This is a genomic window from Rothia nasimurium (assembly GCF_035916755.1).
In the GTDB taxonomy this organism is placed as follows: domain Bacteria; phylum Actinomycetota; class Actinomycetes; order Actinomycetales; family Micrococcaceae; genus Rothia.
In genome coordinates this window covers 144,136-159,192 of sequence record NZ_JAYWIX010000006.1, presented here as the reverse complement: position 1 = coordinate 159,192, position 15,057 = coordinate 144,136, and the positions used below count along the sequence as shown (strand labels likewise).

Genomic DNA, 15,057 nt, shown 5'->3' with positions numbered 1-15,057 from the left:
CTACGCGTGAGTTAAAGCCGGACGCGCCCGCCCCGCCTTCGTCGATGAAGGCGGGGCGGGCGCGTCCTTGGGGGCTCTTGTGCTACTTCTTCTTGTTCAGCTGGGCCGCCTGAGCACCGAACTTCTCAAGCAGTTCGGGCATATCCATGGGGGCCGTAACCACCTCAATGAAAACCAGCTTGTCACGGTTTTCCTTGGCGAGGCGGCAGGCCTCGTCAAACTCACGAACCGTAGCTGCCCGCAGAGTTAGCGTGTTGGCGTTCGTACCGCCAAAGGCCGCAGGAATCTTCGACCAGTCGTAGGAGGTGATGTCGTTGTACTCAGCCTCCACGCCGTGAATAGACCGCTCAATCGTGTAGCCGTCATTGTTAATCAAGAAGACCACCGGGTTCACGCCCTCGCGAATAATGGTGCCAATCTCCTGAATGGTCAGCTGGGCTGAGCCGTCACCTACCATCAGCACACCGCGGGAATCGGTATCGGCCATGGCCGCCCCCAGCAGGGCCGGAATAGAGTAGCCGATGGACCCCCACAGGGGCATGCCGATAAAGCGAGAATCGCGTGGGAACTTGCGGGTTGCCATGCCGAAGAAAGAAGTGCCCATATCAACCACCACAGTGTTCTTCTCGTCCAGGTTTGATGAGAGCACCCGCCACAGCACATCCTGCGTGAGAGCCTCATCGGTGATATCGGGCAGAGGTTCCTCGCTGGCGGGAGCCTCAAAGGGAGTGCCCTTCAGGCCCAGCTCTAGGGACACCTCTTTAACGATATTCAAAGCCCTCGCCATGGTCAGCGGGGCATAGTGACGCCCGGCGATGCTAGTGCTCTCCGCACCGATGTTAATAACCCGGCCAAAATCTATCTGATGTGAGTATATGCCGGTTGTGGTATCTGTAAATTCCACGCCAGCGCAAACCAAAACCTCAGCATCTTCCACTACCGCACGGGTATGTTCAGCCGACAGGCCCCCCACATAAATACCCGCAAAATTGGGCTTGGTTTCGTTCAGCACGGCCTTACCCCACATCAGGGACGCAAAGGGGAACTTGGTCTCGGTTACCAGGGCGCGGACGTCCTGCACCGCTCCCAGACGCTCAGCCATGATATCTGCCAGCACCGTCACGCTCTTGCCGCGCATGAAGTCGGTGACGGCGTCCTTGAAGAGGGCCTCAATATCGGGTGAGGAGACGTGGCTATCCACATCGAGCGGACGCGACGGGGGAGTGGCCGGCATGGTCGACACATCAACCGGCAGCATCAGGTAGCCGGGCTTGCGGTGGATGACGGCGGTGCGGATGACGCGGTCAATGTCGGTCGCAGCGGTCGCCGGGTGCAGGGCTGCAACAGCGGCAGATACCTCAGATGCCATGCGCATAAAATGCTTGAAATCCCCATCGCCCAGGGTGTGGTGCATGCGCAGGTGAGAATTCTGGGCCGACAGGCTGGGTGCACCCACAATGTGAATCACAGGTACATTCTCAGCGTAGGAGCCGGCGGTTGCGTTGATAGCTGACAGCTCACCCACACCGTAGGTAGTCACCAGGGCGCCCAGGCCCTTGACGCGGGCGTAGCCGTCCGCCGCGTACCCGGCGTTGAGCTCATTCGCGTTACCCACCCAATCCAGTTTCTCGTGCGCCAATACGTCGTCGAGGAAGAAAAGGTTAAAGTCCCCGGGCACGCCGAAGACCTTGTCTACGCCCAGCTCAGCCAGGCGGTCGAGAATATAGTTACCCACGGTATAGGTCATCATTGACTCCTTAGGAAGGTAGAAATGTGGGGTGTGCAGGTATATAACCTGAATCATCTGTCCTTTCAGTTTAGAGGCGAAATGATGGTGAATGTAACTTCTTCCTGCGTCAGGTGAAAGGAACGGATGTTCAAGACTGTCGATAGTATTGAGAAGTTGAATAAATACTTGATGATGAAACGGGGAAAGTAAACCGTGTGGATGAGTGCTCTGCTGCCAGCTCTCGTAGGCTTGTTGGTAGTTTTTGTTCCCGGGTTCCTGGTAACTCTTGCTCTGCGGATCAGAGGCTTTGACGCGTTTGCAATTGCCCCGCCGGTTTCAATTGCCCTTATTGCAGTGAGTGCCATCATAGCGCCTGCCCTGGGGCTAGCCTGGGCCCTGTGGATTCCTTTTGCTCTAGCTGCTGTTATCGCGCTACTCGGGTTTCTTGTTCAGGCTGGATTTGCTGCCTTTGACTGGGAAGATATTCCTGGGGGGCGGCGCCTGGGCACCACTATTGAGCGTGAACCAATGGTCTGGTCTGTGGGGCGGCAGGTGTGGCTTTATGCTTCAGTTGCCCTTGGTGCCCTTTTGGGCCTGCGCAATCTTGCTCGATCTATTGGTGATGCAGAGTGGATATCGCAGACCTGGGATAACTCTTTTCACCTCAATGCAGTCAGGTACATTGTTGATCACTCCAACGCTTCCCCCTTCTTTATTTTGAGTATGACCTCGGCAAGTGGAGAACCTGAAGGTTTCTACCCTCTGGCCTGGCATAATATTGTTTCACTAGTGTTTATGTACTCAGGGGAATCTATCCCTGTGGCAACTAACGCCACCGTTTTGGTCATTGCCGGTGTCGTATGGCCCCTTTCTGTTATCTACATGGTGCGCAGCATCTTCCCTGCTCGACCCATAGCTCTTGTGCTCACCGGTGTCGCCTCCGCCAGCATTTCCTCCTTCCCCTACTCTCTCGTCTACTTCGGTGTGCTCTACCCTAACCTTCTGGGGTACTCCCTCATTCCGGTGGGTATCGGCATGATGGCTCAACTCTTCCGGGTCGGTCTGGTGCGCTATCTCACCACGGTGCAGGCCGTCTTTCTGGGGATCCTCGTCGCCCTGGGTATCGCCCTAGCTCACCCCAACGCCATCATGTCAATGCTTGTGCTGGTGCTCCCCATCTTCGCTACCCGCCTCATTCTTCAAATCATCGCAGCAGTTCGCACAGAAATTCCCTGGTGGGTTGCTCTGTTGCAAGGCCTAGGTATTCTTGCAATTTTTGCGGTAGTGCGGGTGCTGTGGGATGTAGTGCGCCCACCTAAGGAAGCTGGTGAAATGTGGGGGCCCGCCCTCAAGCAGGGGCAGGCCATTGGAGAGTTGGTTTTTAATCACCCCTTGGGGATGATGGTCACCCCCTTATGGGTTATCACGATTATCTTCTTCATCGGTGCTTACTACCTGGTGACCTGCAAAAACCGTCTCTACTGGGTGGTGGGGTCCTGGCTAGTGCTGGTGTATTTCTATGTGGCCGTTCGCTCCTTGGCTTGGGAAGAGGGCAGATATGAGGTGGTGGGAACCTGGTATCACGATTCGTACCGCCTGGCTGCCCTGGCCCCGATCCTCGTCCTCATCTTCATTGCCTACGGGGTTCACCAGGTTGCCCTTCTTGTCATGGATAGGTTGCCTGCTGCTGGCCAATTCAAGGTGGGCTCCTACCTGCTTAAAAGAGAAACTGTAGTGGCAACTAGTGGGGTTGTTGCTACCTTGGTGCTCACCCTTCTCTTGCAAACCAGCACCCCCTTGAATGCCTACATCAAAAACGTTCGAGCTCTGTACGAGCCCACCATTGATTCCCCTCTGCTGACCCCAGATGAGCTTGATGTTTTAGAACGAGTCGATGATCTTGTGCCAGAGGATAAGGGCATCGTAGTGTCTGCCTTTAATGGTGGAGCCTTTGCTTATGCCTTAGCAGGGCGAGAAGTTACTTCCTACCACACCCTGTCAGAAATAAGTGAGAATGATAAATATATCTATGAGAACCTTGACAAAGCACAGACAGACCCGCGAGTCTGCCAGATCTTGGATGAAGAAAACATCAGCTATTTCCTCTGGTTTGGCTGGGTAGAGGTAAATAACGATGGTGACCATGCCATGTGGTACCCCAGCTTTGAGCGCCTCTGGGATACTGAGGGTGTTATTGAGCCGGTTTACCGCTCAGGTGGGGCTACGCTCTATGAGATTGTGGCTTGTGATTAAACTTATCTTGATAGGGCTCTAGGGCCTTTGCAGCTCTCGGATAGCCGTCTGAGGTGAACTGTTAGACTGGGTAGTATCTTTGCCCTGAGAACAGGGCGGACGGACCTCTGAGGAGAACCTTTGTCGATGAACCTCTCATCTGCTTCTGTTGATGAACCGCGCACCCTCATTATCATGCCTGCATGGAATGAGGAGGAGGTCATCGGCGGTACTATTACCGAGCTCTACCGTATGATGCCTGAAGTTGACCTTCTGGTAGTCAATGACGGCTCAACCGACCGCACCTCGGAAATTGCCCGTGAAGCTGGGGCTTTTGTTATCGACTTGCCCTATAACATGGGTATTGGTGGGGCCTTGCGTACCGGCTATAAGTATGCCCGCCGTATGAACTATGACCGTGCAATTCAGGTGGATGCTGATGGGCAGCATGATCCTAAGGGTATTCGTACTGTGCTTGCGGGTCTAGATGATGGTACCGATATTTCTATTGGTTCTCGTTTTGCTGAGGCAACTAACTATAAAGTGAGTGGCCCTCGTAAGTGGGCTATGGTCGTTTTGGCCTTCCTTTTCACCCGCATTTCAGGTGAAAAATTCACCGATGCGACCAGTGGCTTCCGGGCAGCCAACCGTCGTGCCATTGAGCAGTATTGTGAGCATTTGCCAGCTGAGTATCTAGGTGACTGTATTGATGCCTGTGTCATGGCCATTCGTGCAGGGCTAACAGTTAAGCAGGTTCCGGTGGAGATGCGTGAGCGTCAGGCTGGTACACCCTCTTCTAATCCTTGGAAATCAGCTATTTACTTGGTACGCTCCTTTTTCTCTTTCGCCATGTCGATGACTCGTTCTAAGACCTCAGTAGGAGGCAAGTAAAAAATATGTCAATTAACGCATATATCTTCTTTTTGGTCTTTGCAGCAGTCATTGTGCTGCTAGTCCTTGCCCAAGTGCGCAACCAGAATATGAAGGAAAAGTATGCAGCCCTGTGGCTGATTGTTTCAGTCATCATTATTCTGCTAGTTATTTTCCCGCGTATGCTCTTCTTCTTTGCAGACCTCATCGGTATAGAATCACCGGTAAATCTGCTTTTCCTACTTTCAATTATCATGCTCATCGGCGTTTGCCTGCATCTCACCTCTGCTCTTTCCAAAATGGGTGAAGATGTCCGCGTACTGGCTGAAGAGGTTGCTATTTTGAGGGCTCAGTTTGATCAGCAGGGTCAAGGAGGGGGTGCTGGCTTTGCTGAGGCTACTCAGAGCCGTGAACCCGATTCGTTTTAGGGGCTTTTTGCGATGAATATAGCCTTTGTGGTGAATAATTACCCGCCTAAGCGTGGCGGAGTGGAGCAGCATGTTCATGCTTTGGCCAATGAGCTGGAACAGGCTGGTCATAAGGTTCGTATTGTTACCTTAGACCATTCCCCCGGTAAGTCTTCTGAAGGCGGTATTTCTGTCTATCGCTTGAAGGAGTATCTGCGTATTGAGGGGATTCTAGGGTTTCCTTCTCTTCTGGGGTTTGTTCGTCTTGCTAGGGTGCTGAAGCGCGAGAATATAGATGTCATCTCGGTTCATACCCGTTTCTTTAGCATGAGCTGGTTGGGGGTTGCTTTAGGCCGAATGATGAAGATTCCCGTAGTCCATACTGAGCACGGTTCGGGCTTTGTGGTTTCGGAGAAGGCTGTTATTCGTCTAGCAAGTCAGCTGGTAGACCGCACTTTGGGTGTGCTGACTCTGCGGTCCGCTTCTAAGGTCTTGGGTGTTTCTCAGCTCTCCTGTGACTTTGTTAAAAAGCTTTCGGGTGTAAAGGCTGATGTTTTTTATAATGTTTCTCCCTTGCCTGCGGCAGAACCTGAAGAGGTCGTTTTCCAGCGGAAAAAGCTGATTTTTTTGGCTCGCGTGGTTGAGGTGAAGGGCTGGCGGGCCTTTCTCGAAACTGTCCAGCAGCTTCATGCAGAAGATGCTGAGATTACCGGTGTTGTATTGGGCGCTGGTGCCGACCTCGAAAAGGCTAAGGCCTATGCTTCTGAGCTAGGTATCTCTGCTGCCGTAGATTTCAAGGGTTTCGTCGATCATGAGATGGTGGCTAGGGAGCTTCGTGGCGCTACCTTAGTTAACCCTACTGTGGCGGCAGAGGGATTTCAGACCACAATTATTGATGCCTATGTGTCACAGGCAGCGATAGTGACTTATGATGTGTCGAGTGCCAGGGTGCTTAAGGACGCCGGGGTTCGGGTTCACATTGTTGAGCAGCAGGGCGTACCCCAGTTGGTAGCAGCTGTGCGCGCTGAGCTTGCACAGGAACCTCAGAGTTACCCCTTAGAAGACCTGGAGCGGTGGGGCTGGGGCAGCCAGGCTAAGATTTATGAGCAAATCTTGCGCTCAGTTACCAGTGCGTCAGGAGCCTAGTGTGATGACTTCTTCACCGGAACTTTCTGTCGTTATACGAAGCGGGGCCCTCAGTAAGTGGCTTGAAAGCACGGTACAGTCGGTGCTAGGGAGCCAGGATGTTAACCTAGAAGTAATTCTGGTGCTTAACGGCCCCTCAATCACCTTGACTGCTGAAGACTGCGCCACCGACGAGAAAGCCTACCCTTGGCTGACAGACCCGCGTCTGACCGTCCTGCGCTTTGATCGGTATATTGGTGTCAGTAACGCGATGCGGGCAGGCTGCGATGTCGCCCGGTCAGCTTTTATCGCCAATGTTGACGGGGATGACCTCATCACTCCTACAAAGTTTCGCCGACAGTTAGACTACTTAACAGCCCACCCTGAATGTGTTCTTGTGGGTACGGGTGGAGACCTTATCGACGAAAACGGCCGAGTAACGGGTGAACTTAAAGCTCCAACCGGTGATGATGTTCGGCGTAGCATGTTGCTGTTCAACCCTATCCCGCATTCATCGGTGGTGTTCCGAATGGCAGCCTACCGCCAGGCAAAAGAGTACCGTCGAGACCTTACTCAGTTCGAGGACTATGATCTCTTCCTGCGTCTAGCAGCGCTAGGGCCTGTAGCGATGTTGCAGGGGAGTGAAATCCAGTACCGAGTGCACACTACCAATATCAGTAAGGGAGCGGGAGCCCGTGGCGATCATATCAAGGCAGTTACCAGTGGCCGCCGCCAGCTAGCGAAGGCTCTTGGCGTTCCCGCCGTCCTGGCACTACCTCCGCATCTGTTGTGGTGCGGTGTTCAGTTTGCGCGGGCGTCCGGCCTGATCCGCCCCGTGCACGAGTATTTCACCTACTTCAAACGTTCTTAAAACACTGAGGGGCAGCTTAGCTGCCCCTCATGCTTTATGCTCTATTAGATAGTGGGCGCGGACGCCTTTGCACGGCTCAGGACCTCCATACCAGCAAGGTGCGCTGCCGCACCAATTATTGGGCTAACCACCAGTGCCACAATAGTCCTGGCCTCAAGCCCCAGTGGCAGCAAAAGACAGCCAAAAGCCACCAGAACAGTGAGCACCCAGCCAGCAAGATAAATACGGTGGGCCCCCATCGCGAGGGTAGCGGTTCCTGACAGCGTTGTAACCGCCAGTAGGGCTGCGGCAAAGGTGAGAGCAGCAAGGAAAGTACCATCGAGCTGCCCAGCATACTTCTCATAAATTCTATCGAACAGCCAGGGCCCGAGAAGATAAGCGGCCCCCGCACCTGCCAGGCCAAGGGCCAGTAAAGCTCCCACCGGTTTAAGCAGGGCAGCGGTAGGACGCTGAGAGTTGGCCAGGAAATAAGAGACAGCAACCCCCTGAAACGCCTGCAAGGGAAGCATGATAGGAGCACGGGTAATCGAGATACCCAAAATAATTGCGGCTAGAAGCGCGGCAGACTCAGGCGTAGCAGTGGAGCTTGTCGCCTCCAAGAAGATAGGGAAGCCCGTAGACATAGCAGCTATAGCGACAGCGGTGCCCACCGCCAGTATCATGCCACGATAAGCCGCTCCAGGGCGTCCTACCAGTCGTAAACGGGTGGCCCCCCGCACCCTGGGGGAGAAAACTACGAAGACAAGCCAGAGAAAAGCGGTTGCCAGAAAGGAAAGCTGGAAGGCGAGTAGGCCTGCCCCCAGCGCAGATGCGAGCAGGGTGCACAAGAAGCAGAAAATACCACCGGTTGAAATTAGCAGGGCGTACTCCGTCCAGGCCCGGGTGCCAGCCATTGCCCCAATGCAGTAGACATGGCAGGCATAGACGGCCGTTACTAGCGTAATGAGAAGTACGGTTCTCCAGTCTCCTGCCGGCAAAACTGTGCCGAGCCACACCGGCGTAAGAGCAGCAAAGATAAGAGCGCAGGTAACCCCCACCCAGGTCGCTACCACAAGAGGGTTATAGGTGCTTTCCCCGGGGGCACGGGTAGCCTTCTTCTGCTGACTGAGCTGGTCAGAACCAATCAGACGTGCAGACTCCTGCTGCACTCCAAGGAGGGTGGCGAACACCAAAGAAGTAAGGGACCAGAAAACCAAAAAATCTTTGTTGTCTTCGACCGTTAAAGATCGGGCAGCTAGCCAGGTCACCAAGAAAGTAGTACCCGCGCTAATAATGGATGAAGCCGTAATAAAAAGTGACTGGCCGCGACTAATCACGGCTTCGGTAGGTTCTTCGCTCACGGAATCTCTTCTTCTGTAACGATGGGAAAGTATCTCTAGCTTAGTACCCATGCTCTCAATCGTCGTACCTACCCTGTAGAGGAAACATGTAACTCCTCACGAGATATATCTGCTTCATGCCATGATATATCGGGGGCGGTGCCTGTGGTAGACTGCCCAAGTTGCCCAGCTCGCAGGCAGCTATCGCACCCATAGAGAAGCACCAACAATGAACCGAACCAGTCACAGATACAAGCCCCTGGGCAGCTTTCTAGAACAACCCAAATTCCGCCCAGAAGTCCAAGGCCTCCGTTCCCTGGCGGTCCTGCTCGTTGTTACCTACCACGTCTGGTTCGGTAAAGTCTCCGGTGGCGTCGATGTCTTCCTATTCATCTCCGCCTTCCTGCTCTCACTCTCGTCCTTACGCAAGATACAGGATGGCAAGCCCCTCAAGGTCGTCAGCTACTGGCTCCACGTCTTCCAAAGGCTCCTACCAGCAGCTGCAACCGTCATTCTCGGTACCCTAGTAGCCTCCTACTTTATTCTGGTTCCCTCCCGCTGGTCAGCCCTCCTAGCGGATGCCAAAGCAGCCCTCTTCTACTGGCTCAACTGGCGCCTAGCCTTCAACTCGGTGGACTACTATGCTCAAGACGCCACCCTCAAAACCCCCTTCCAGCACTTTTGGTCCCTCTCCATGCAGGGGCAAATTTTCATTCTCTGGCCCCTGCTCTTTGCCTTCGTAGCCTTCCTTGTAGGCTACCTGCGTCTGAAGGTGCTCCCCACCGCCCTACTCGTCTTCGGCAGTGTCTTCGTAGCCTCCCTCACCTACTCCATCCTTGCAACCTCAACCAATCAAGCTTTCGCCTACTTCGACACCCGCACCCGCCTCTGGGAATTTGCTGCCGGTGCCCTACTTGCCATGCTCATGCTGGCCTGGCGAGTGCCGTCCTGGGCCAAAGTACCCCTGGGCTGGGTAGGTCTTACCGGCCTTATTACCTGCGGCTGGCTCCTGCCCGTTGAACAAGCCTTCCCCGGCTACCTAGCCCTCTGGCCTCTACTCTCAGCTGCCTTCATCATGGCAGCTGGCCAGACCGGCTCCCGCTTCGGTGTGGACCGCCTGCTCTCATCTAAACCTCTCCAGAAGATGGGCGCTATCTCCTACTGCCTCTACCTGGTTCACTGGCCTGTGCTTATCCTCACCACCACAGCCCTTAACAAGCCCCAGGCTGGTTGGTTTGACGGTGCCCTCATCATTGCTGGATCAATTGCCCTAGCCTGGCTCCTGCACAAGGCCGTTGAGGAACCCCTGCGAGCCTGGGAGAAAAAACCCAGCCTCCGCCCCCGCCGCCAGCGCCTCATTGGCCGCCACTTCACCGGCCACCACATTCCTTGGGACAGCACCCAAAAATCAGCCCCTAAGAGCTGGGGCCGCCCGGTAGCTGTTATTGCTATCTGCCTAACCTTCCTAGGAGGAAGTATATCCGCAGGTCAAGCCTGGGTTCGCCATCAGCAAGACCGGGCAGAGGAACTTGCCCTTCTTGCTGGTACCGATGCCTACCCTGGCGCCTTATCCGCAGGTAGCGATCAGCGATATCGTCAGATGCCTATCCCCCAAGGTGATATCTTAAGTCAGTTCGATGACCTCAGCGAGAGATGCGCTGACTACCAAGTCCTATCTAACGTAAGCCTGGAAGACTACTGCACCATCGACTACTGGGGTGACGCTGAGGCCCCCCTTACTATCGTGGTAGGTGACTCACATGCAGAACAGGCTATCTCAATGTACCGCCCCATTGCTCAAGCCAGGGGGCAGAACATGATGGCTTTCCTTATGGGAGGTTGTAAATTTCCCACCCAGCCCGAAGGCTGGGAAGAATGCGCGACCTTTAACCGCGACGTCACTCAGGAGATCCTTAACCTACGCCCAGCTAACCTTGTAGTTATCTCTACCGCAGCCATGCCCACTAGCGCTGACGAGGTACCTATTACCGAGCTAGGACCTGCCGTAGACCTTCTCACAAGGGCAGGCATAAATGTGATCGCCTTACGCGATAACCCCCGCTATGACTACGACATGTACGTCTGCGGTCAGGCTAACCTGCGCAACCTCTCTGATTGCTCAATGCCTGTGCGTGAGAAGCTAGCACCTGTTAACCCCTCACTGGCCCTGGCAAAATTTAACCCCCGCGTCTACACCGTAGACCTAACCGAGCAAATCTGCCCCAACGGTATTTGCCGGCCCTTGGAGGGCAACGTCTTCATTTATATTGACGATAACCACATTTCGAAGGCTTACGGCTCGACCATGTCAGCAGAGATGGAAAACCAGCTCCTTACCCAGGGCTGGAACCCCTCCGCCACCAACCCCTATAGATAAGTAACCACCATACGGAATACGGGCGCCCCGGCTTTGACCAGCCGGGGCGCCCGCGCATACGCTCAGGGGTAGCACCGTACACACACGCCGGGCAGGTGTAGCCGAGCCGGGCGTCCGCACCCCGCAGGAAAACTATGACCGCACCCGCCACCCCGCACAAACGTCCGCGCAAGGCCGCCCTGGCCTCCTGGATCGGTTCAGCGCTGGAATACTACGACTTCGCGGTCTTCGGTACAGCCGCGGCCCTGGTGCTCAACCGCATCTTCTTCCCCGAAGACTCGGATGCCGCTGGCATCCTCAAATCGATGATGGTGCTGGGCATCGCCTATGTAGTTCGCCCCTTTGGTGCCATGCTGATGGGCCCGCTGGGCGACAGATTCGGACGCCGCTTTGTGCTCATGCTGACCCTCTTCATGATGGGCGGGGCCACATTCGCCATTGGATGCCTGCCCACCTACAACCAGGTGGGGCTGCTTGCCCCCGCCCTGCTGGTGCTGTGCCGGGTCTTCCAGGGGCTATCGGCGTCGGGCGAGCAGGCGTCCGCTATCTCAATGTCGCTGGAACACGCCCACGACCACCAGCGGGCCTTCACCACCTCCTGGACCCTGCACGGTACCCAGTTCGGCTCCCTGCTCGCAACGGCGGTCTTCCTGCCCTTTGCGGCCCTACCCGAAGAAGACCTGCTCAGCTGGGGCTGGCGTGTGCCCTTCTGGCTTTCGGCCTTTGTGCTGGTAGCTGCCTGGCTGATTCGCCGCCGCCTTGAAGAAGCTCCCTCCTTCGTGGAAACCCAGGCGCAGCAGGTGATTGACCCGGCCCGTCGTAAGGCGCCGCTGGCTCTTGTCTTCACCCGCCACAAGCGGGCGGTGGCGGTGGTGGCCCTGTGCGCCATGGTCAATACCGTGAACATGGTCTTCACAACCTTCTCGATCTCTTTTGCCACCAAGGGGCACGGGATTGATTCGGGTATTATGCTCTGGGTTCCTATTGCCTCTAACGGACTGAGCCTGCTCGCTATCCCCTTCTGGGCTATGGTCGCTGACCGGGTGGGTCGCAAGCCCATCTTCGCCACCGGTGCCCTGGTCGCGGGTGGGCTCATGTTCCCCTACCTGCATGCCATCACAAGCGGAAACATTGTTCTCGTGTTTGTGTTTGGTGTGCTCATGCACGGGGCCTTCTACTCCATGGCCAACGGTATCTGGCCTTCCTTCTACGCTGAAATGTTCCCCACTCGGGTGCGGGTGACCGGCCTGGCCTTGGGTACGCAGATTGGCTTTGCCCTGTCAGGTGGCATCGCACCGGCTGCTGCAACGGCCCTTGCCGGGGACGATTTTGCCAGCTGGGTAGGCCCCGCCACCTTCACTCTGGGTATGGCTGCCCTGGCCTGTCTGTGTGCACTGACCGCTCGTGAGACCGGAAAGCTGACACTGGCTGAGGTTGACCGGGTACAGGACCACTAGATTTTCTGAGGGTAAGGACGCGCCCGCCCCGGCTCACATAAGCCGGGGCGGGCGCGTCCTTGTGAGGGGATTGAGGAAGAGCTTTACTCGCTGGCGAGCTTGGCCTCGATAGCCTCGCGGAGGGCCTGCGCTCCTTCGACCCAGGCGTTGAAGTCGCCGTTACCCTCAATGTCTGGCAGGGCGCCAGCTTCGAGACGGGCTGTGCGGAAGGCACGGGCAATATCGTTGACCGAAGCCCCGTGCTTCTTCTTCATCTCGTACACGAAGGTGATACCTGCGTGGTTGATCATGCGGTTGGCTGCACGGGTTGCGATGATTTCGCTGCGTAGGGGGTGCTCATCGAAGTAGGAGCCAAACTTCTCGGTAGCAGGAGCCGGGAAGTAGTCAGCCAGGACGTCGCTGAGGTCAAGGTCGGGCTCGTCAGCATAGCCGCTTTCGACGAGAGCTGCGGTGAGGTCAATCTTGGCGTAAGCGGTCAGCACGGAGAGCTCGGGGCTAGTGAGGGGCACGTGCGCCTCGGCCCGGTCTGCCAGGTCTGCATCTGAGGGGAGCAGCTCAACCTCGCGGTCCAGGTGCACGGTTTCGGTGAGGTAGTCCATGAACTCGCCTGCGACGTCGTTGGTGTTGAAAGCTTCGGTGCGTTCGGCCTGAAGCAACACGTTTTGTTCCAGGTTGGAGCGCAGCACACGGCGGCCTACTTCTTCGACCTGCTCAGCGATGAAGTCGGCGCGGTCGCCCTCCTTGAACTGGCCCGCCTCGATAGCGCGGCCCATGAGAATCTTGAGGTTGACCTCGCGGTCTGAGGTCTCGACGCCAGCAGAGTTGTCGATGGCGTCGGTGTTGACCAGGATCCCGCCTGCGGCTGCCTCGATACGGGCGCGCTGGGTGAGGCCCAGGTTGCCACCCTCGGAAATGACGCGCACGCGCAGCTCGGGTGCGGTGATGCGGAGCTTGTCGTTGGTGGAGTCACCGACCTGGCTGTTGCTTTCTTCGGTGGAGCGCACGTAGGTGCCGGTTCCGCCGGTGTAGAGCAGATCTACGGGGGCCTTGAGTAGGGCGGTAATGAGCTGGTCGCCGCTCATGGTTTCAACGGCGCTATCAAGGCCCAGGGCCTCCCGCATCTGGGGGGTGACCTCGATGGCCTTGTCTTTACGGGAATAGACGCCGCCGCCCTCTGAAATCAGTTCGGGCTTGTAGTCGGTCCAGTAGGCGCGAGGCAGGTTGAAGAGGCGCTGACGTTCCGCAAAAGAAACAGCTGCATCGGGGTTGGGGTCGATGAAGATGTGGCGGGAGTCGAAGGCACCAATCAGGCGGATGTGCTCTGAGAGCAGGGCACCGTTGCCGAACACATCGCCGGCCATGCCGCCGATACCCACCATGGTGAAGTCTTCAGCCTGAGAATCGTGCCCCAGGGCAGCGAAGTGGCGCTTGACTGATTCCCAGGCGCCGCGGGCAGTAATGCCCATTTCCTTGTGGTCAAAGCCCACCGAGCCGCCGGAGGCAAAAGCATCGCCCAGCCAGAAACCACGGTCTAGAGAGATGCCATTAGCGATGTCTGAGAAGGTAGCAGTGCCCTTATCGGCGGCAACGACCAGGTAGTGGTCGTCCTCATCGAGAGCCACGACCGCGTCGGGGCGCACGATGGTCTGCTGGCCATTGTCGGTCACCAGGTTATCGGTGACATCGAGCAGGGAAGAGATGAAGAGCTTGTAGGCAGCTACACCCATCTCGTTGTACTTATCCTGCTCAGCATCGCGGTCGGGCAGGTTCTTGGGAACAAAGCCGCCCTTGGAGCCGGTGGGGATAATGACGGCATTCTTGGTGACCTGAGCCTTAACCAGGCCGAGCACCTCGGTGCGGAAGTCCTCGGGGCGGTCGCTCCAGCGCAGACCACCGCGGGCAACCTTGCCAAAGCGCAGGTGCACACCTTCGAGGGCGTCACCCTCGACAAAGATTTCAAATAGCGGTTTGGGGAGGGGGGCAAAAGAAACGTCGCGGGTTGAGATTTTTAGGGCGATGGTTTCTTTGCCCTGATAGGCGTTGGTGCGAACAGTTGCGAGGACGACCTCAAGCAGCTTGGTGAAGAAATCCTGGGTTTCGGCATCCAGCTTTTCGATATCGGCGCGCACGTCTTCAGCCGCTGCGCGCTGGGAGGCGCGGCGGGCGTCCGCGTCCTTTTCGAGAGCGGGGTCAAAGCCGGTGCTGAAAATGCTGGCGATGCCTTCGGTGATGGTGGGGTTGTCAGCAAGAGCCTTGTTCATGAAGTCCGCGGTGAAGGGGGCTCCGAGTTGCAGGAGGTAGCGGGAGTAGGCGTGCAGAACCTTTGAGGAGAGAGCTGAACTGGTAGAGGCTGACATCATCTGCCCTTCTAATCGGGGAGGGCACCTTAGTGCCCTGGTGGAAATTCCAGCATAAGAGGGGGAAAGAAAGCTGGCGATACCGTTTTTGCAATGTGAGACCGTGTGTCTCGTATGTGAAGAGCTGGTGCGCGTCTAGCACTTCCTGGGTATAGCGAGTTCTTCTTGCTAAAAATAGTACATATATTCGAGACAAATGAGAATATATGTTCTAAACTTGTGGGTAAGAAATATTCAACACAAGCGATAGTAGACAAGTGTTTCAAATCTGAATATAAAGGGCTTGGGGCACCTCGGTGTTGCGGTTCACTCC

At 56.1% G+C, this 15,057-nt stretch carries 10 protein-coding genes; 7 read left to right on the top strand and 3 right to left on the bottom strand.

What is annotated here, in order from left to right; all coding sequences use genetic code 11:
* Positions 1-82: 82 nt before the first annotated feature.
* Positions 83-1,750, bottom strand: coding sequence for an alpha-keto acid decarboxylase family protein (locus VSX42_RS08015; RefSeq protein ID WP_326503792.1), 1,668 nt, complete (start codon positions 1,748-1,750; stop codon positions 83-85).
* A gap of 198 nt (positions 1,751-1,948) precedes the next feature.
* Between VSX42_RS08015 and VSX42_RS08010 the strand changes: the two genes are divergently transcribed.
* The 5 genes from VSX42_RS08010 to VSX42_RS07990 all read left to right on the top strand — a co-directional run bounded on the left by VSX42_RS08010 (position 1,949) and on the right by VSX42_RS07990 (position 7,234).
* A complete protein-coding gene (locus VSX42_RS08010) occupies positions 1,949-3,982 on the top strand; it encodes a DUF6541 family protein (protein WP_326503791.1) in 2,034 nt (677 codons plus the stop codon).
* 126 nt (positions 3,983-4,108) lie between these two features.
* Complete coding sequence (locus VSX42_RS08005) at positions 4,109-4,852, top strand: glycosyltransferase family 2 protein (RefSeq protein WP_326503790.1); 744 nt, start codon at positions 4,109-4,111, stop codon at positions 4,850-4,852.
* 5 nt (positions 4,853-4,857) lie between these two features.
* Positions 4,858-5,259: a DUF2304 domain-containing protein gene (locus VSX42_RS08000; protein WP_326503789.1), complete on the top strand. Its 402-nt coding sequence runs from the start codon at positions 4,858-4,860 to the stop codon at positions 5,257-5,259.
* Positions 5,260-5,271: 12 nt separating this feature from the next.
* On the top strand, positions 5,272-6,384 hold the full coding sequence (locus tag VSX42_RS07995) for a glycosyltransferase family 4 protein (protein ID WP_326503788.1): 1,113 nt from the start codon (positions 5,272-5,274) through the stop codon (positions 6,382-6,384).
* A gap of 4 nt (positions 6,385-6,388) precedes the next feature.
* Positions 6,389-7,234, top strand: a complete 846-nt coding sequence (locus VSX42_RS07990) for a glycosyltransferase (protein ID WP_326503787.1) — start codon at positions 6,389-6,391, stop codon at positions 7,232-7,234.
* A gap of 44 nt (positions 7,235-7,278) precedes the next feature.
* Here the strand turns inward: VSX42_RS07990 and VSX42_RS07985 are convergent, their stop codons facing one another.
* The gene (locus VSX42_RS07985; protein WP_326503786.1) at positions 7,279-8,574 is read right to left on the bottom strand and encodes a hypothetical protein; all 1,296 of its coding nucleotides are present in this window, start codon (positions 8,572-8,574) and stop codon (positions 7,279-7,281) included.
* A gap of 208 nt (positions 8,575-8,782) precedes the next feature.
* On the opposite strand from VSX42_RS07985, the gene VSX42_RS07980 reads away from it, so the two are divergent.
* Together VSX42_RS07980 and VSX42_RS07975 are read left to right on the top strand one after the other, a co-directional pair.
* Positions 8,783-10,930, top strand: a complete 2,148-nt coding sequence (locus tag VSX42_RS07980) for an acyltransferase family protein (protein WP_326503785.1) — start codon at positions 8,783-8,785, stop codon at positions 10,928-10,930.
* 134 nt (positions 10,931-11,064) lie between these two features.
* On the top strand, positions 11,065-12,387 hold the full coding sequence (locus tag VSX42_RS07975) for an MFS transporter (RefSeq protein ID WP_326503784.1): 1,323 nt from the start codon (positions 11,065-11,067) through the stop codon (positions 12,385-12,387).
* Between the two features lie 83 nt (positions 12,388-12,470).
* On the opposite strand, the gene VSX42_RS07970 is transcribed toward VSX42_RS07975, so the two are convergent.
* The gene (locus VSX42_RS07970; protein ID WP_326503783.1) at positions 12,471-14,747 is read right to left on the bottom strand and encodes an NAD-glutamate dehydrogenase domain-containing protein; all 2,277 of its coding nucleotides are present in this window, start codon (positions 14,745-14,747) and stop codon (positions 12,471-12,473) included.
* Positions 14,748-15,057: the final 310 nt, after the last annotated feature.